Source organism: Pseudomonas sp. LAIL14HWK12:I10 (assembly GCF_900184205.1).
GTDB classification, from domain to species: Bacteria; Pseudomonadota; Gammaproteobacteria; order Pseudomonadales; family Pseudomonadaceae; genus Aquipseudomonas; species Aquipseudomonas kermanshahensis.
Genome location: NZ_FXWU01000006.1, coordinates 69,119 through 87,039, shown reverse-complemented (window position 1 = coordinate 87,039; position 17,921 = coordinate 69,119). Strand labels below are relative to the sequence as shown.

The following is a 17,921-nucleotide window of genomic DNA, read 5'->3' as shown; positions in this document are numbered from 1 at the left end:
TGTCAGTTTCCTCAGACGCGCTCGAAGACCACGGCGATGCCTTGGCCGCCGCCAATGCACATGGTGGCCAGGGCGTAACGGCCCTGAATGCGGTGCAGTTCATGGATGGCCTTGGTGGCGATGATCGCGCCGGTAGCGCCGACCGGGTGACCGAGGGAAATACCCGAACCGTTCGGGTTGACCTTTTCCGGGTCGAAGCCGAGCTCGCGGGCCACGGCGCAGGCCTGGGCGGCGAAGGCTTCGTTGGACTCGATCACGTCCAGGTCCTGGATGCTAAGGCCGGTTTTTTCCAGCACCTTGCGGGTTGCCGGGATCGGCCCCAGGCCCATCAGCTCGGGCTCGACGCCGGCATGGGCGTAGCCTACTAGGCGTGCCAGCGGTTTCAGGCCCAGGCGGCGCACGGCGTCACCATTGGCCAGCACCAGGCCGGCCGCGCCGTCGTTGATGCCACTGGCATTGCCGGCGGTGACGGTGCCGTCTTTCTTGAACACGGTCTTCATGCCGGCCAGCTGCTCGGCGGTGACATCGCCACGCACGTGCTCGTCGACGCTGAACTGTACGCTGCCTTTTCGGGTTTTCAGTTCCAGTGGGACGATCTGGCTGGTGAAGCGGCCTTCGGCAATGGCGCGCGCGGCGCGGCGCTGGCTGGTCAGGGCCAGCTCGTCCTGCATTTCACGGGTGATGCCGTGCTTGGCAGAGACGTTTTCGGCCGTGATGCCCATGTGGAAGTGTTCGAAGGGGTCTTGCAGCACGCCGACCGTGTAGTCAATACCTTGCAGGTCGCCCATGCGTGCGCCCCAGCGGGCTTGTGGCAGCAGGTACGGGCCGCGGCTCATGGACTCGGCGCCCGCCGCCAGGGCCACATCGGTGTCGCCGAGCAGTAGGCACTGTGCCGCCGAGACAATGGCCTGCAGGCCCGAGCCGCACAGGCGGTTGACGTTGAACGCCGGGGTTTCCTTGGGGATGCCAGCGTTCATCGCTGCAACCCGCGCCAGGTAGGCATCACGGGGCTCGGTGGGGATCACGCTGCCCATCACCACATGGCCGATTTGCCCGGCGTCCACGCCCGCGCGTTCGATGGCGGCACGGGTTACGGCGGTGGCGAGGTCGGCCAGCGGCAGGTCCTTGAGGGAACCGCCAAAGCCACCAATGGCTGAACGGACGGCACTGACGACGTAAATTTCTGCGCTGCTCATAGGGGCTCCGATTGCGAAGGCATGGCGGGACCGGGCCTGGCTCTGCGAGAATGGCGGGCGATCCCTTCGTTCATCCGAGTCTAGGCAAAGGCTCTGCCAGAGCCTATGCCGGATCTGTTCAATCAACCTGGCACTTTTTGCCACTCAGCATAGACAGCGAAATCCGCCATGCGCGATAGCGATACGGTCGCCGTGTACTTCCTCGAAGCCATGCTTCATGCCCTGCGCGAACGCCCGGACGTGCGCGATGCACACCTGCGTGCGGTCGGTATCGACCCGCAACTGCTCGAGCAGCCCCAGGCCCGCGTGCCGGCCAAGGCATTCGCTCAGCTGTGGCTGGCCCTGATCCAGCTGTTGGACGACGAGTTTTTCTGCCTCGACAGCCACGGCATGCCGCTGGGCAGCTTTGCCCTGATCTGCCGTGGCCTGATTCAGGAGCCGAACCTGGAAAAGGCCTTGCGTCAGTGCATGGGCGGTTTTGGCCTGTTCCTGCGTGACCTGCGCGGTAGCCTCACGCTACGCGGCGGCAGGGCGGTGATCAGCGTGCAGTCGAGCATTGCCGACCCCTTGACCCGTGTGTATGCCGAAGAAACCTACCTGGTGCTGATGATCGGCTTGCTGTGCTGGCTGGCAGGGCGGCGCATTGCCATCGACCGCACCGAGCTTGCGGTATCGCGCCCCGCGCAGGACGATGACCTGCTGCTGTGGGGGCCTGACCTGCGCCTGGGCAGTGGGCGTACCGAAGTGGAGTTCGACAGTGCCTACTTGCGCCTGCCGGTAGTGCAGGACCTGCCGGCCTTGAAGACCTTTTTGCGCAGCGCCCCCCAAGGCCTGGTTATTCGCTTTCGCAACCAGAACGGCCTGGTGGCCGAGGTCTATCGCCACCTGCGCGCTCGCCGCTACGGGCAATGGCCGACGTTGGCCGCGTTGGCGCAGGTGCAGGGAATCAGCGCCAGTACGTTCCGCCGTCAGCTGGAGCGGGAGGGCCGTTCGTACCAGCAGATAAAGGACGAAGTACGCCGGGCGATGGCCTTCGAGCACTTGCGCGAAGGGGTGCTGAGCATCGCCGAGGTTGCCGAGCAGGCCGGGTTCCAGGAGCCCAGTGCATTCCACCGGGCGTTCAAGAAATGGACCGGGCAGAGCCCCGGCAGCTATCGAGCCAAATTGACCGGGCGCAGTGGCTAAGCCGACACCATCAGGCCGGCACCATCGCAAAGCCGACGCCGAAGCGGTTCCAGGCATTGATGGTGGCGATGGCCAGCGTCAGGTTGACCACTTCCTGCGGCTCGAAATGCGCTTGCAGCGCTTCGTATTCCGGTTGTGGCGCACCGCGCTCCGGCAGCCGGGTCAGGCACTCTACCCACGCCAGTGCGGCACGTTCACGCGCAGTGAAGTAGGCGGTTTCCTGCCACACGCTCAGCGTTTGCAGGCGTGCTTCGGTTTCGCCGGCCTGGCGTGCGTCATTGGCATGCATGTTGACGCAGTAGGCGCAGCCGTTGATCTGCGAAGCGCGCAGGCGCACCAATTCGAGCAGTGAATTCTCCAGGCCGCACTTAGCCAGGGCCTGTTCCAGGCCGACCATGGCTTTGTAGGCTTCCGGTGCGTGCTTGGCCCATTCAATACGTGTGTTCATGGTGTTCTCCAGAAGGTGTTGGGTGGACATGGCGCTACCTTAGCGCTGTGCAGCGATCAGCCCGATAGCCAATCGCACACTTTGCCCGGAGGCCAATCTGGGCATTCAGGTGGCCACTGAGGTGCATCCAATCTCTTCATTTCTGCCAAGGCCGGCAAGCCGGGATAATGGCCAGGTCTTGCAGAAGGAGTACCGACTCATGTCCGAAGAACGCTATATGCGCGAAGCACTCGAACTGGCCCGCACCAACATCCAGGCCGGTGGCCGGCCCTTTGGTGCGGTGCTGGTCTACCAGGGGCAGGTGGTGGCGCGCGCGGTCAACGAGATCCACAGCACCCAGGACCCGACCGCCCATGCCGAGATGCAGGCCATCCGCAAGGCCGCGCATGCCTTGGGCCAGGCTCGTCTGGACGGTGCCGAGGTCTACGCCAGCGGTCACCCGTGCCCGATGTGCCTGGCGGCCATGCACCTGTGCGGCATCGAGCGTGCCTGGTTCGCTTATGACAACGATGAAGGCGAACCCTTCGGTTTGTCCACCGCTGCGGTGTATGCGCAGATGGCGCGCCCTCCGCAACAGCAGAGCCTGCCGTTGCGGCCGCTGAAACCCAGTGGCGAAGCCGGCCTGTACCTTGAGTGGAAGCAGGCCAACACGCAATGAGAACTGCCTTGAATCTGTTGCTGGTGGTGCTGCTGGCGCTGAACTTGCGCCCGATCCTCACCAGCGTCGGGCCGCTGCTTGAACCCATGCGCGCCAGTACCGGCCTGGGCTATCAGCAGGCCGCACTGCTGACCGCGCTGCCCGTGTTGTGCATGGGCCTGGTGCCGTTGTTGCAACCTTGGTTGCGGCGCTGGATCAGCGAACATGGCGGCATGCTCGCCGGCTTGTCGGCCATTGCGCTGGCGTGCTTGTGGCGCCTGCAACTGGACAGCGCCTGGGCATTGATTGCCAGCGCGGTGGTCGCCGGCCTCGGCGTGGCGGTGGTCCAGGGCATGATGCCGGGGTTGGTCAACCGTTGGTTCCCGACCCGCCTGGCTGGGGCCATGGGCATGTATTCCGCGGCCTTGATGAGTGGTGGCGGCCTGGCGGCGGTGCTTGGCCCGCATATCAGTGGGTACTTTGGCCATTGGCAGGCCGGGCTGGGCCTGTGGGCGATCCCGGCGCTTGTGGCGCTGCTGGCCTGGACGCTGCTGCGCCCACGGCAGGCTACGCCGACGCTGGCGGGTGCCACTGGCGGGCATTGGTTCGGCACCCGCCGTGCCTGGTTGCTGGCCGTGTATTTCGGCCTGATCAATGGTGGCTATACCAGCATGGTCGCCTGGCTGCCGGCCTATCACCTGGAGCACGGCGGAACCGCCCAGGGCGGTGGTGACCTGGTGGGGCTGATGACGATCTTCCAGGTTGCCGGCGCGCTGGGGCTGCCGTTGTTGCTGCGCCGCTGGGTGGACCGTCGGCCAGGTTTATGGCTGGCGCTTACGATCCAACTGGCCGGCTTTCTTGGGCTGCTACTGGCGCCCACGCTGAGCATGGGCCTGTGGGTGGCGATGATCGGCTTTGGCCTGGGGGCGTGCTTCAGCCAGAGCCTGACACTGACCCTGGAGCACCTGAAAACACCCGCCGAAGCGGGGAGCCTGGCGGCCTTTGTTCAAGGGATCGGCTTCATCATTACCGGGATCGTGCCGTACATCACGGGCTGGTTGCGCGACGTCAGTGGCGACTTCCAGGCGTCGTGGGTGCTGTTGACCGTGACCGTGGTGGCGATGCTGCTGGTGACGGCCTGTTTCGCGCCACGCGGCTATGCGGCAGCTATTGCCCGTTCGGTGCCGAACGGCCAGGCCGCGTCGGTCAGCTAAGGCGTTGCAGGGTATCGCGAACACGGTCGAGGGCAGGGTCGATGTCGAGCAGTTCGATGGCGCCGAAGCCCATTACCAGCCCAGGGCGCACAGGCACGTCACTGAAGAAGGGTGCCAGCGAGTAAAGGCCGACCTCCACCTTGCGTGCGAGGTTGGCCAGCAGTTCGACATCCACCCCCGGCTTGGCCAATGCGCTCAGGTGGAAACCGGCGCTGGCCGGCACGGCGCTGAACCAAGGCGCCAGGTCGCCGCCTAGGCGGGCGAGGATGCGCTCGCGGCGAGCACTGTAGACATCGTGGCAGCGGCGGATGTGCTTGTTCAGGTGGCCCTCGCTGATGAAGCGCGCCAGCGCCCATTGCAGCAGGGTCGGGCTGTGCCAGTCGCTCAGGTGCTTGGCCACACAGGCGGCCTTCAGCACCGCGGGCGGCAACACGGCGTAGCCCAGGCGCAGCTCCTGCAGCAGGGTCTTGGAGAAGGTCCCGACGTAGGCCACCAGGCCATGCCGGTCGAGGCGCTGCAAGGCGTCGGCGGGCGGCCCCTGGTAGCGGAATTCGCAGTCGTAATCGTCTTCAATGATCAACGCGCCAAGCTCGGCGGCGCGTGCCAATAACGCCCGCCTGCGCGGCTCGCTCATCGGCATGCCGAGGGGGAACTGGTGTGACGGGGTCACGTAGATCAGCCGCGTGCCGTCGGCGATCTGCTCGACGCACATCCCTTGATCATCGACCGGTATTGATTGCAGGCGTGCGCCCAAGGCCAGGAACAGTTGACGAGCCGGCGGGTAACCCGGGTCTTCCATGGCCACCGGGCAGCCCGGTTCGATCAGCACTCGGGCGATCAGGTCCAGCGCCTGTTGCGCGCCATTGCACACCAACACGTCCGCTGCGTTGCAATGCACGCCGCGGGCGTAGGCGATGTGGTGGGCGATGGCTTCACGCAGCTCAGGCAGCCCCTGGGCAGAGAACTGCCGCTCGGGGTGCCGCTGGCTGCGGCGCAGGGCGTAGTTCAGGCAGCTGCGCCACTGGTCGAACGGGAACTGCGTCTTGCTCGAAGCGCCGCCAACGAAGTCATAGCGCGACGGTGCTTGCAGTTGCGGCCTACCCAGCACGGTCGCGCGTTGCTGCCAGCGTTCGAGGGATGCCGCAGCCGCCAAGGGGATGGCCGTTGCCTCGTTGGAACGCAGGGGGTGGCGCGGAGTGATGAACGTGCCACGGCCGACCACGCCGCTGAGCAGGTTGTCATAGGTAAGCCTGGAGTACGCCTCGGCCACGGTCTTGCGCGACACGCCCAGTTGTTCGGCCAGCAGCCGGGTGGGTGGCAATTGGCTGCCGGCCGCCAGGTGGCCACTGTCGATGCCCGCGCGCAGTTGCTGGTAGAGCTGGTCGGCGAGGCCTTTACGGCCTTCCAGGCGGATGTGCAGTTCCATGAAACGATCCGGTGCGGGGGAGTGTTGAGGATAGCGGATCGCACTTCGACGTACAGTGCCAATGCACCGCGTTGTGCCTACAAGCGTGCCGTGCTGACCGTGATGTAGCCTTTGTCGGGCAGGGCGATGCGTATCACTGTTTCATCGGCCGGTGCCTTGTGTTTTTGCTTGATACGCACCCCGTCAACCGCAGCCGCTCGCATCCGGTGGGTGATGGCGCGGCCACTGGCGTCGAAGAAGGCTTCGCTGGCCAGCAGCTCGATGCGCTCGATCAACTGGCGGGTGCGCTCGTCGGTGGCACAGAAGAACAGCACACCCGACAGGTGCGGGTCGTCATCAGGGTTGCTGACCTTGTGGGCCAGCAGTTCACGCAGGGTGTGGCGCAGTTCGGCGGTGGGGCGAGCGGACTGGTGCATGCGGGGGGCCTCCTCTGAGTCGTCCAGAGGGGATCATGTTTTCAGCAGTCAGGCGCGACAAGTAGGGCATTTCTGACGTGGTTGTGGGGGATTTCTGAAAGTGTTCGGCCTTGGGATTTTCTGCGCTTATGAGATCGAGCGCCGCCCGCGCGGCGCTTCGCAGCACAAGGCTGCTCCTTCATCTGTTTCGGGCCAGTGAGGCCTGTGATATTGGCGCGCGACCGCCTTGTTGGTCCAACTCGATATTGAGGTGGGCGGTAAGGGGCCGCGCGCCCATGGAACAGGAATGACTGGCCCGAAACAGATGTGGGAGCAGCCTTGTGCTGCGAAGCGCCGCGCGGGCGGCGCTCGATCTCATAGGCGCTGCACATCTAACGTCATACCTATCCCGCCCCCAAACCCGCATCAACAATTTCAACCCAATGCCGCACCGGCGTGCGCCCGGCCCCAGCAAGGTGGGCCTGGCAACCGATGTTGGCGGTAACAATGACCTGCGGCATGCCGCTCTCCAAGGCCTTCAATCGATTGTCCCGCAACTGCCGCGACAGCTCAGGCTGGGTCAGCGAATAGGTCCCCGCCGACCCACAGCACAAATGGCCATCCGGCACCGCGGTCAGGGTAAAACCGAGGCGAGTCAGCAGGCCTTCGACCGCGCCGCCAAGCTTGAGCGCGTGCTGCAAGGTGCACGGACAATGAAAGGCCACACGCTGCTCGGCGCACAGCCCAAGCTGCTCGACCGGCGCTTCGCACAGCACTTCCACCAGGTCGCGAGACAAGGCACTGACCCGCGCCGCCTTGGCGGCATACCGCGGGTCCGCCTCCAGCAAGTGGCCGTAATCGCGCACGAACGCGCCGCAGCCGCTGGCCGTTTGCACGATGGCTTCAGCCCCCGCTTCGATGGCCGGCCACCAGGCGTCGATGTTGCGCCGGGCGCGGTCCAGGCCTTGGGCCTGGGCATTGAGGTGGTAATCCACCGCACCACAGCAACCGGCTTCGCGAATCGGTTCGACGCTGATCCCCAACCGGTCCAGCACGCGCGCGGCAGCGGCATTGGTATTGGGCGACAGCGCCGGTTGCACGCAGCCTTCGAGCAACAGCACCCGGCGCGCATGCCGTGGCGCCGGCCGTACGCCGGGTGCGGTCACCTGGGCGGGCAGCTTGCTTTTCAGGGTTGCCGGCAGCACCGGGCGCAAGGCTTGCCCAGTGCGGCACAGGGCCTTGAACAGCGCAGGGCGCGGCACCACCGCCCGCAGCCCTCCCTGCAGCAGGCGCTGGCCAAGCGGGCGTGGCACTTGCTGTTCGACCACGGCGCGGCCGATGTCCAGCAAATCGTGGTATTTCACGCCTGAAGGGCAGGTGGTTTCGCAGTTGCGGCAGGTCAGGCAGCGGTCCAGGTGCAGTTGCGTGCTGGCGGTGATTGGTGCGCCTTCGAGCACTTGTTTGATCAGGTAGATGCGCCCGCGAGGGCCATCCAGCTCGTCGCCGAGCAACTGATAGGTGGGGCAGGTGGCCGTGCAGAAACCACAGTGCACGCAGCTACGCAGAATGCGTTCGGCTTCTTCGGCGCGGGGCAGGCGTTTGGCGGCTTCACTCAGGTTGGTTTGCATGGTGTGCCCTCATAGGTCTGGGTACAGGCGGCCAGGGTTGAAGATGCCCTGGGGGTCGAGCTGCTGCTTGAGGGCTTTGTGGTAGCGCAGCAGGGCGGCGGGCAATGGTGCGCTGCTCTGCTCGCCAGGTGCGTAGCAAGTGGCATGGCCGCCGACGTTGGCAACCGCTGCGCGAATCGACTCCACTGGCGCGCTCGACTTCAGCCAGCGCTGCGCGCCGCCCCAGTCGATCAGTTGGCGCCCGGGCAGGTTCAGTTCCCCGGTGGCGTTGGGCACGGACAGCCGCCACAGCGGTGCCGGGTCGTCAAAAAAAGCCAGGCGCTGTTCGCGCAGGTCGTTCCAGAAACAGCTGTCGAGCACGTCACCTCCCAGGCGTTGGCGTGCCGACTGCACCGAGCCTTCACCCCCTTCCAGACGCAGGTACAGCGCCTCGCCGTCATGGCAGGCAGCGCTGATCGGCAGCGGCTGCTGGCCCCAGGCGGTAAGCGCCGCCAGCGCCTGGTGACGGTCCATCGGCAGGCATAGGCTCAGGCATTGGCGCGGGCGCGGCAGTACTTTCAGCGACACCTCGGTCAGCAGGCCAAGGCAACCGAAACTGCCGACCATTAGCCGCGAGACGTCATACCCGGCGACGTTCTTCATGACTTCACCCCCAAAACGCAGCAGTTTGCCGTGGCCAGTGATCACCCGGGTGCCGAGCACATGATCGCGCACCGCCCCGGCCCAGGGCCGGCGTGGCCCAGACAACCCCGCCGCAACGACACCGCCGAGGGTCGCTTCGGGGCCGAGGTGCGGGGGCTCGCAAGGCAGCATCTGGCCAGCCTCGTGCAGCGCTGCCTCGACTTCCTGCAGCGGCGTGCCGGCGCGTGCGGTCAGCACCAGTTCGGTGGGGTCGTAGCTGACGATACCGCGATGGCCGCGGGTATCGATGACTTCCCCGGCGACCGGGCAGCCGAGCATGGCCTTGCTGTTGCCGCCCTGGATTCGCAGCGGTGTGCCCAGGTTCAGGGCCTGGTTGACCTGCTCCAGCAGGGCCTGGCTGATGTCGCGGTCCTTGCCCATCAGAAACGCTCCAGGTCGGGGAAGGGCAACTGCCCGTGGTGCACGTGCATCGCGCCGAATTCGGCGCAGCGGTGCAGGGTGGGGATGTTCTTGCCAGGGTTGAGCAACCCTTGTGGGTCGAAGGCGGCCTTCACGGCGTGGAACAGGGTGATTTCGTCGCTGTTGAACTGCGCGCACATCTGGTTGATCTTCTCCCGCCCGACGCCGTGCTCGCCGGTAATGCTGCCGCCTACCGCCACGCACAGTTCGAGGATCTTGCCGCCAATGGCTTCGGCACGTTCCAGTTCGCCGGGCAGGTTGGCATCGAACAGGATCAGCGGGTGCATGTTGCCGTCGCCGGCATGGAACACATTGGCCACGCGCAAGCCGTACTGTTCGGACAGTGCGCTGATGCCCTTGAGTACGCGCGGCAACTCGCGGCGTGGGATGGTGCCATCCATGCAATAGTAGTCGGGTGAAATGCGCCCCACCGCCGGGAAGGCATTCTTGCGCCCGGCCCAGAAACGCGCGCGTTCTGCCTCGTCGCAGGCCAGCCGCACCTCGCGTGCGCCGGCTTGGGTCAGCACGGCCGCGACCCGCTCGCAGTCGTCATGCACATCGGCTTCGACACCATCGAGTTCGCACAGCAGGATCGCCGCGGCATCCACGGGGTAGCCTGCGTGGATGAAGTCCTCGGCAGCGCGAATCGCCAGGTTGTCCATCATCTCCAGCCCGCCGGGGATGATCCCGGCGCCGATGATCTCGGCCACTGCCCTGCCGGCGTCCTCGACGCAGTCGAAGCTGGCGAGCAACACCCGCGCCACCTGGGGCTTGGGCAGCAACTTGACGGTCACTTCGGTGACGATGCCGAGCATGCCTTCAGAGCCGGTGAACAGTGCCAGCAGGTCGAAACCGGGGCTGTCGAGGGCGTCGCTGCCCAGTGTCAGGCGTTCACCCTCGACTGTGAGAATCTCCACCTTGAGCAGGTTGTGCACGGTCAAACCGTACTTGAGGCAATGCACGCCCCCGGCATTTTCGGCCACGTTGCCGCCGATGGAGCAGGCGATTTGCGAAGACGGGTCGGGGGCGTAGTACAGGCCATAGGGCGCGGCAGCCTGGGAGATCGCCAGGTTGCGTACCCCGGGCTGAACACGGGCGAAGCGCCCCTCGGGGTTTATCTCGAGAATGCGGTTGAAGCGCGCCATTACCAGCAGGATGCCTTTGGCCAATGGCAGGGCACCCCCGGAAAGCCCGGTGCCGGCCCCGCGCGCCACCACCGGTACGCCGCGTTGGTGGCAGAGCTGTAATAAGGTCTGAACCTGTTCCAGGCGTTCGGGCAGCACCACCAGCAGTGGCACCGTCCGGTAGGCGGAGAGGCCGTCACACTCGTAGGGTTTGAGGTCTTCTGCGCGATGAAGAATCGTCAGGTCCGGCAGCGCATCGCGCAGGGCCTTGAGCAGGGCGGGCAGGTCCACGTCAGGCAGCGCTCCATCGACCCGCTCGTCGTAGAGGATGTTCATGGGGCTCACTCGGCGGCAATTGTTATTGTCGTTGGAAGCGTATCACCCCTTCAGCCTGCGTGTGCCCGCAGCACACCCACGCCTGCTAAATCTGCGAAGAGAAGCAGGCGTGGGTGTGCTGAGTGCAAGGTTTCAATGATGTGCTACAGGATCGTCCTGGGAGAGAATGGCCCGGGCCAGTTCTTCGTCATTGGCCTGCAGGCCGGGGTGGTCCTTGCGTGCCTGTTCCAGCGCCGATTCCACGTAGGCACCACGGATAGCACCGCCGCTGGCGACGAAGGCAGACAGCTCGTCACGGGCCGGGATAATCCGTTTATCGTCCTTGAAGGTCGAATACAGCGAAGCGGAAACACCGGCCGAGGTGGCCACGTCGCCCGCATCGACGCGGGCCAGGGCAGCACCGGCAGGCAGCAGGAGCAGCAGCGCGGGGGCGAGGAATAGGTGGCGCATAGTGTGTTCTCCAGTAGCGTCAAGCCCAAGGAAATAAACCACTCACTGAGTAAGAGCGCTTGGGTGTGCGAGTAGTTCAATCCTTGCCTGGGGACTGCCGCACGTGCGGGTCATGCACGGTCTTGCGTCCTGTGTAGGAGCAGCCCTGTGCTGCGAAGAGGCCGGTGATGCCACACCAACTTTTGTGTTGCATTCACCGGCCTCTTCGCAGCACAAGGCTGCTCCTACACAGTGCGTAAGATCAGGCCAACTGATACGTGGTTTTTACCCGGGTGAAGAACTGCCGTGCGTGAGTGCCTTGCTCTCGTGAGCCCAGGCTCGATGCACCATTGCCACCAAATGGCACGTGGTAATCCACCCCTGCCGTGGGCAGGTTGATCATGACCATGCCCGCCGAACTGTTGCGCTTGAAATGCTCGGCATGGCGCAGCGACGTGGTGACGATCCCGGCCGACAAACCAAACACGGTGTCCTCGGCAGCCGCAAACGCCTCGTCGTAGTCACGCACCTTCAGCACACTCAGCACCGGGCCGAAGATTTCTTCGCGGTAGATGCGCATCTGCGGCGTCACGTCGGTGAACAGCGCGGGTGTAAACAGGTATGCCCCGTCCTTGTTGTCGATGCGCTCCCCGCCGCACACCAGCTTCGCGCCTTGCTCAAGGCCTGAGGCCACGTACGACAGGTTCTGCTCCAACTGCCGGCTATCGACCACGGGGCCTATGTCGGTGGTGGGCTGCAATGCATCGCCCACCTTCAGCGCCCGGGTACGCTCGGCCAGGCGCGCCACGAACGCGTCATGAATACCCGCGGTGACAATCACCCGGGAGCTAGCCGTGCAGCGTTGGCCGGTGCTGTAGAACGAGCCGTTCAATGCCACGTCCACGGCCTGCTCCAGGTTCGCATCGTCCAGCACGATCAATGGGTTTTTGCCCCCCATCTCCAGTTGCACTTTCTTCATGCCATCGGCCGCCAGCCTGGCGATCTGCCGGCCGGTGTGCTCGGAGCCGGTGAAGCTGATGCCATCCACCAGCGGCGAGCGGATCAGGGTGTCACCGACGCTGCGCCCCGGCCCGATTAGCAGGTTGAACACACCGGCGGGCAAACCGGCCCGCGAGATGATTTCGGCCAGCGCCCAGGCCGAGGAGGGCACCAATTCGGCCGGCTTGAACACTACACAGTTGCCGAAACACAGGGCTGGGGCAATCTTCCAGGCCGGGATGGCGATCGGGAAGTTCCACGGCGCGATGATGGCGACCACGCCCAGCGGCTGAGTGAACACGTCGATGCCTACGTCCTGGCGTACCGACGGGTATTTTTCGCCTTCGGCGCGCAGGGCTTCCTGGGCGTAGAACTTGAACGAGCGGCCGGCACGGTCGACTTCGCCCAGTGCCTCACGCACCACCTTGCCTTCTTCGCGGGCCAGCAGTGTGGCCAGCTCTTCTCGGCGTGCGAGAATCTCGCTGCCGATGAAGTCCAGCGCATCGGCGCGTTGCTGCGGGTTGCTGCGCGCCCAAGCGGGCGCGGCGCGGCGGGCAGCAAGCAGGGCCTGTTCGGTCAGTGCCTGATCGGCGCGGGCGAAGCGCTCGATCACTTCGCTCGGGTTGGACGGGTTGCGGTTTTCCAGCACATCGCTGCCGCCTGGGGCGACGAAGGCGCCATCCACATAGCTGCTCTTGGTGACCAGGGTCATGCGGTTCGGCTCCTTTTTACGTTGGCTTGGCGGGCGACGAAGTCGCTGATGTTGTCCACGGCGCTGTCCATCAATTGCTGCATGGCATCTTCACTGCTCCAGGCGATGTGCGGGTTGAGCAGGAAATCATCACGCTCGATCAGCTGGAACAGCGGGTTGCTCGGGTGCAGCGGCTCATGCTCGACCACATCCAGCGCCACACCGCCCAGTCGGCCGTCCCGAAGCGCCTGGATCAGCGCAGCTTCGTTGACCACGCCGCCACGGCCGGTGTTGACCACCAGGGCGTCCGGCTTCATCAGGGCCAGTTGTTCGGCATCGATGAGGTTGTAGGTGTCGGGCGTCAGCGGGCAGTTTATCGACAGCACGTCGCAACTGCGCAGCAGTTCGGCCAGCGGTCGGCAGTCCGGCCCCTGGCGCTTGCCGCCACGGTCTTCGAACAGCACCTGCATGCCGAAGGCCCGCGCCAGGTGCGCCAAGCGCAAGGCGATCGGGCCGCTGCCGATGATTGCCAATTGCTTGTCGCGCACGTCACGGATGCGGTGGTTGAAGTAGATGTTCTGCTGCGGCTTCTCGCCCGCATGCACCTGGCGCATCAAACGCGTGAACGCGGCCGGGCGGCGGAACAGTTCGAGGATCATCGCCAGGCTGTGCTCGGCCACGGTATTGGCGGCATAGCCCGGCACACTGGCCACTTCGATGCCATGGGCATCGCAGTAATCGACATCGACGATATCGCGGCCGGTGAGGGCCAGCGAAATCATCTTCAGTTTCGGCAACTGGCGCAGGTGTTCCTCACGCAGCGGCACGCTGCAGGTAAAGGCGATGGTTGCGTCCTTGAGGTGCTCGAGCACCTGCTCGGGGTGGGTGTAGGCAAACTGCTGCCAGGTGTGCTCGCAGGCCGGGCGCTTGAGGCGGGTGGAGGGCGCCAGGCCCTCGTCGTCGAGCAGTACGATATGTTCGCTCACGGTCCGTTTCCTTATTTTTTCTGGGCCGGCACGTAGCCGGCTGGGGCCATGGCCACCAGACGGCGGGTGAGGAAGCCGGCGTCCTGATCATGGTCTTCGAGGGACTCCTTGCGGACCAGGGCATCACGCACCATGTGCGCGCCAAAGAAGCGGAACGGCTCTGGCGGCAGCATCTTCATCTTCTGGTTGACCAGGCCGCAGTTGGCCCATTCGTCATTGGCATGCTCGACCAGCGACTTGATGATGCGGCTGGCAAACACGGTGGTGGCCACGCCATTGCCAGAGAAGCCGATGCCGTAACTGATGTTCTGGTGGTGATCGAGGTAGCCGAAGTTCGGCAAGCCTTTCATGGCCCGGTCGATGGGGCCGGTCCAGCTGCTGACCACCGGTACATCGGCAAGTTGCGGGTACAGCCGGCGCAGCTCGGCAGCCACCTTGTCGGCAGCAGGGGAAGGCTTCTCGTAGAGGTTGCCGATGCGTCCGGCATAAGCGAACTGGCCCAGCGGCTTGCCGAAGACTACGCGGCCATCAGGGGTGTTGCGCCAGTAGTTGAGCACGGTGCGCGAGTCGGTCATGCATTCGCCGCGGCTGAAACCGATGGCATCGAGCTTGGCCTTGACGGGTGCTGTCGCCACCATGTCGCTGGACATGATCGCGATCATCCGGCGCAACTCCGGGAACTGCGCGCCCCAAGCGTTGAGTGCCAGCACCACGTGCTTGGCCTTCACATGGCCCTTGGCGGTGTGCACCACCGGGTTGGCGCCACGTTGCAGGTGGGTGAATGGCGATTTCTCGAAGATCTGCACACCAAGCTTCAGCGCCACCCGGCGCAGGCCCCGCGCGAGCATGGCGGGCTGCACGGTGGCGGCGTTGGGGTCATAGATGCCACCCAGTACCAGCGGTGAGCCGACGCGCCCGCGAATGGTCTGGCGGTCAAGCTCTTGGAACGGGTTGACGTCTAGCTTTTGCAGGCCATCGGTCAGCACCCGCCAGGAGTTCATCTGGCGTTGGTTGGTGGCCGTCCACAACCAGCCATCCTTGCGGTACTGCGCGTCGATGCCGTGTTCCTGGCAGAAGCTGCCGATCTCATCGATGGCCGACTCTGCCGCCTCGCAGATGCGCCGCGCCTCGACGTCGCCGCAAATGGTCCGCACCGACAGGTACTTGCCCCACCAGTTGGTGGCAACGCCACCGTTGCGCCCGCTGGCGCCCGAGCCACAACGGTCGCGTTCGACGATGACGATGGTTTTTTCCGGGTGGGCCTGCTTCAGGCGAATGGCCGACCACAGGCCAAGGAAGCCACCGCCGACAATGCACACGTCGGCTTGAATCGAGTCCTGCAGGGCAGGGGCGAGGTCGCTGTCCAGGTCCAGCGCCTGGGCATACCAGAATCCACGGTACATGAGGGGTGCCTCTGAGCATGTTTGTCTTGTGTACACATGATGCTCAGTGCGGTCGGGGCGCGATATTACAGTCATGACAATTGATAGGACGTGGGCGCGTGCCTGGAGGGGGCGCTCTGAAAACGCTTACATCATGAGGGAATAAAACGGACGGCATGTTTTGGAGGGTTACAGTTACTAGCTAGCAGTTCTGAGAGGTCTTTTTTTAGGAGTGATCCATTAGTGTTGCCGCGTTTGAATTGGCTCGCCAAGTTTAAAAGTTGCTCACCTTGGGGTGGGCTTGTCTAGTGGTTATTGCGGCAAGGTTATCTAATGATTCAAGATTTTTCTGAACAAAGTAAGTCTCTCATGAGCCAGCTTAAAGTCGATTCGCTGGCGGGTATGGATGATCTGTCCTTTGAAGAACTGTGTGAGCAATTGGGCGATATGGTTGATATTGGCGAAGCTCGCCAGTTGCACGAACAAGTACGCCGGGCACGCAACCAAACCCTGCTCGATGAGAAAAGTATTATCATCCGTCATTCTCCGCTTGTGCCGAAGCGTCTCCAGGACGTTAACGATGGGCCGATCGAGCGCCCAGGACGATACTGTGCCCCTGGGGATGTGGCCTCGATGTTTTCGCCGGCGGCTTACCTGGCAGAGCTGTATAAACAGGCGAAGGAGTTGTATCCCGCGAAAAACCCCTGGCATATCGACGAACGCCGCCCCGACCTGCGGCAATTGGTACTCAGCCAGAACAATCTGGACACGCCGATCAGTGCCCTCAGCCTGTCCAATGAGATCTTGCTGAGCCGGGCGATTGCGGCGCTTACCCAGGAGGGCAGCCCGGCGTTGAATAATGACCAGCTCCTTGAAGCCCTGTCGGCTGATGTCGGTACCAGCACTACGCCATATCATCATCATTACAACCGCCTGCGTCAGGTGTTCGTCCAGAACGATGCGGATTTGTCGCACTTGCTGGCGGCCCCCCGTTTCGCCAAACATCTGAATGACGCTGCACTGGCGTGCCTTCACTACGATATCTCGCCCGCGTTGCGCTGTTTATTGACGGACGACATCAACGAGGAGAATGCTGAGGCGCAGTTTATCAAGTACTTCCCTGGCATGACGCCAACCTCCATGATGCAGCCCGCGCGCTTGCGCAGTTGGTTTGGCCTGACAGACGCTGAGCTGCAAGGCTTCATGGGGGAAATGGATAAAGCTGAATACATTGGGCGCACGCTAACTGCACGTGCCGATGACGAAATTATCCAGTTGACGCTGAGTGATACGCCTCCCAATATGCGTTATGTTCGATTGTATCCATTGCATAACGGCACCTGGCAGTTGGCGTTCAAGTTTCAGATCAATCGCGTTGTTAAATTTGAACTCAGCGGTCCTTTTGCGCTTGAACTGAGAGCTTCAGATTTTGGATACGACTTGTTCTTGCCCGATGAAGAGTATCGGCACAGTTTCGAATGGGCCGACGTGCCGGCCGAGGCCGCGCTCACCGCTAAATGGACGCGGTCCGCTAGCGCTGACCATGAGAGCCGTGAAAGCACGTTAACTGTTACCTGCACGCGGTTGTCGATCGCAGCGTACCTGCTTCAGTTGAACAAGATCGTGCGCCTGTACAAAGTGACCCAGCTGTCCCCACGGGCACTGCAAGACATCATAAACAGTGTCGACCCAAGCCAGATCACCGACCAGACGCTGGCCGTTGTTTTCCGCACCGCCCATTCAGTAAAGCGTTACGGCATCGATCACCAGGACGCGCTGCTCATGGCCAGGGGGTTTATCTCCGAAGCGTCCGACGGCATTGAAAAAAGCCAGTTCGACCGCCTGTTCAATGACCCGCCACTGGTTGCAGGCGGTTTGATCAGGGACAATACGCGGCTGCGCCTGCACCCGGACCATGCCAGCGAGCATGCCGACATCAAGGCAACCCTCAAGCGTGCCTGCCAAACCGATGACGAAGGGCTGCTCGAGCTGGGCCGGCTTATCAGTGGCCTTGCGGATGCCGACGTCGGCATGAATGTCATCATGTCCCATTTGTCCGCGCTGTACACCTTGAGCCTGTGGGCTCGGCATCACGGTCTGACGCTTACTGAGCTGCGCCAACTGCTGCAGATGATGGGCGCGCCGCATCCGATGCATTCGCTGGACAACAGCGGATGGCAGCTGTTGTTGCAGGAGGTGCGCAGTACCACCGACTGGATGGCTGCCCGTGGCTGGACCGTTCACGATCTGCAACTGATGACCCGCGCTGACGGGCGTGCTGGGCGCGAAAGAGCACTTCACTGTCGAAGGGCTGAACAAGCACCTGTTGATCGACGTCCTGAACGCCGAACAGGTGATAAGCAGCCGTATCGCCGAAGCGATGTCGGCCCTGCAGCAGTTCATCCACTGCACCCTGTCGACCCCAGAGGACCCGGCCAACGTGCGCCATGCTGTGCTGGGTCGCCAGTTCTTCAAGGACTGGACGCGTTGGAACGCCAGCTATGCCAACTGGGCAGCAGGGCAAATGCTGATGTACTACCCAGAAAACTACATCGACCCGACAGTGCGCCTGGGGCAAACCCCGGCAATGGACGACATGCTGCAAACGCTGGGGCAGGCGCAGATCAATGACGATACCGTGGGCGATGCCTTCCAGGGCTACCTGAGTGCGTTCGAGGAAGTGGCCAACCTGGAGACTATCAGTGGCTATCATGACAGCCGCGAAGGCCAGGCTCTCTATTGCC

At 63.7% G+C, this 17,921-nt stretch carries 14 protein-coding genes and 2 pseudogenes; 5 read left to right on the top strand and 11 right to left on the bottom strand.

Translation table 11 applies throughout. The features are described from left to right. Nucleotides 1-11 precede the first annotated feature (11 nt). The gene (locus tag QOS90_RS15055; RefSeq protein WP_027593714.1) at nt 12-1,196 is read right to left on the bottom strand and encodes an acetyl-CoA C-acyltransferase family protein; all 1,185 of its coding nucleotides are present in this window, start codon (nt 1,194-1,196) and stop codon (nt 12-14) included. A gap of 168 nt (nt 1,197-1,364) precedes the next feature. On the opposite strand from QOS90_RS15055, the gene QOS90_RS15050 reads away from it, so the two are divergent. Beyond that, on the top strand, nt 1,365-2,381 hold the full coding sequence (locus QOS90_RS15050; RefSeq protein WP_027593713.1) for an AraC family transcriptional regulator: 1,017 nt from the start codon (nt 1,365-1,367) through the stop codon (nt 2,379-2,381). Between the two features lie 10 nt (nt 2,382-2,391). On the opposite strand, the gene QOS90_RS15045 is transcribed toward QOS90_RS15050, so the two are convergent. Further along, the gene (locus tag QOS90_RS15045; protein WP_027593712.1) at nt 2,392-2,829 is read right to left on the bottom strand and encodes a carboxymuconolactone decarboxylase family protein; all 438 of its coding nucleotides are present in this window, start codon (nt 2,827-2,829) and stop codon (nt 2,392-2,394) included. A 199-nt stretch (nt 2,830-3,028) separates the two neighbouring features. Between QOS90_RS15045 and QOS90_RS15040 the strand changes: the two genes are divergently transcribed. Both QOS90_RS15040 and QOS90_RS15035 read left to right on the top strand, forming a co-directional pair. Then, a complete protein-coding gene (locus QOS90_RS15040; protein ID WP_027593711.1) occupies nt 3,029-3,487 on the top strand; it encodes a nucleoside deaminase in 459 nt (152 codons plus the stop codon). After that, complete coding sequence (locus QOS90_RS15035; protein ID WP_027593710.1) at nt 3,484-4,680, top strand: cyanate transporter; 1,197 nt, start codon at nt 3,484-3,486, stop codon at nt 4,678-4,680. Before QOS90_RS15040 ends, QOS90_RS15035 begins: the two co-directional genes overlap by 4 nt. Here the strand turns inward: QOS90_RS15035 and pdxR are convergent. The 9 genes from pdxR to QOS90_RS14990 form a co-directional block, all read right to left on the bottom strand. Next, nucleotides 4,673-6,106 carry a MocR-like pyridoxine biosynthesis transcription factor PdxR gene (pdxR, locus tag QOS90_RS15030; RefSeq protein ID WP_027593709.1) on the bottom strand — a complete coding sequence of 478 codons (1,434 nt, stop codon included), beginning with the start codon at nt 6,104-6,106 and terminating at the stop codon, nt 4,673-4,675. The genes QOS90_RS15035 and pdxR overlap by 8 nt on opposite strands. Before the next feature lie 77 nt (nt 6,107-6,183). Beyond that, nucleotides 6,184-6,522, bottom strand: a complete 339-nt coding sequence (locus tag QOS90_RS15025) for a hypothetical protein (protein ID WP_027593708.1) — start codon at nt 6,520-6,522, stop codon at nt 6,184-6,186. 383 nt (nt 6,523-6,905) lie between these two features. Continuing rightward, complete coding sequence (gene glcF, locus QOS90_RS15020; RefSeq protein ID WP_027593707.1) at nt 6,906-8,129, bottom strand: glycolate oxidase subunit GlcF; 1,224 nt, start codon at nt 8,127-8,129, stop codon at nt 6,906-6,908. A gap of 9 nt (nt 8,130-8,138) precedes the next feature. Next, nucleotides 8,139-9,191, bottom strand: coding sequence for a glycolate oxidase subunit GlcE (gene glcE, locus QOS90_RS15015; RefSeq protein ID WP_027593706.1), 1,053 nt, complete (start codon nt 9,189-9,191; stop codon nt 8,139-8,141). Then, nucleotides 9,191-10,690: a glycolate oxidase subunit GlcD gene (glcD, locus tag QOS90_RS15010; RefSeq protein WP_027593705.1), complete on the bottom strand. Its 1,500-nt coding sequence runs from the start codon at nt 10,688-10,690 to the stop codon at nt 9,191-9,193. The genes glcE and glcD overlap by 1 nt, the downstream gene beginning before the upstream one ends. Nucleotides 10,691-10,822: 132 nt before the next feature. Then, the gene (locus QOS90_RS15005) at nt 10,823-11,140 is read right to left on the bottom strand and encodes a DUF2388 domain-containing protein (RefSeq protein ID WP_027593704.1); all 318 of its coding nucleotides are present in this window, start codon (nt 11,138-11,140) and stop codon (nt 10,823-10,825) included. A 241-nt stretch (nt 11,141-11,381) separates the two neighbouring features. Further along, nucleotides 11,382-12,830 (bottom strand): aldehyde dehydrogenase family protein, encoded by a 1,449-nt coding sequence (locus QOS90_RS15000; protein ID WP_027593703.1) that lies wholly within the window; start codon nt 12,828-12,830, stop codon nt 11,382-11,384. Then, a complete protein-coding gene (locus tag QOS90_RS14995; protein ID WP_027593702.1) occupies nt 12,827-13,795 on the bottom strand; it encodes an NAD(P)-dependent oxidoreductase in 969 nt (322 codons plus the stop codon). Before QOS90_RS14995 ends, QOS90_RS15000 begins: the two co-directional genes overlap by 4 nt. Nucleotides 13,796-13,806: 11 nt before the next feature. Further along, complete coding sequence (locus tag QOS90_RS14990) at nt 13,807-15,198, bottom strand: NAD(P)/FAD-dependent oxidoreductase (RefSeq protein WP_027593701.1); 1,392 nt, start codon at nt 15,196-15,198, stop codon at nt 13,807-13,809. A gap of 312 nt (nt 15,199-15,510) precedes the next feature. On the opposite strand from QOS90_RS14990, the pseudogene QOS90_RS27650 reads away from it, so the two are divergent. Beyond that, nucleotides 15,511-16,140: pseudogene (locus tag QOS90_RS27650) on the top strand (Tc toxin subunit A); the annotation flags it as partial. Nucleotides 16,141-17,452: 1,312 nt separating this feature from the next. Then, a pseudogene (locus QOS90_RS27645) lies at nt 17,453-17,713 on the top strand (neuraminidase-like domain-containing protein); the annotation flags it as partial. Nucleotides 17,714-17,921 lie beyond the last annotated feature (208 nt).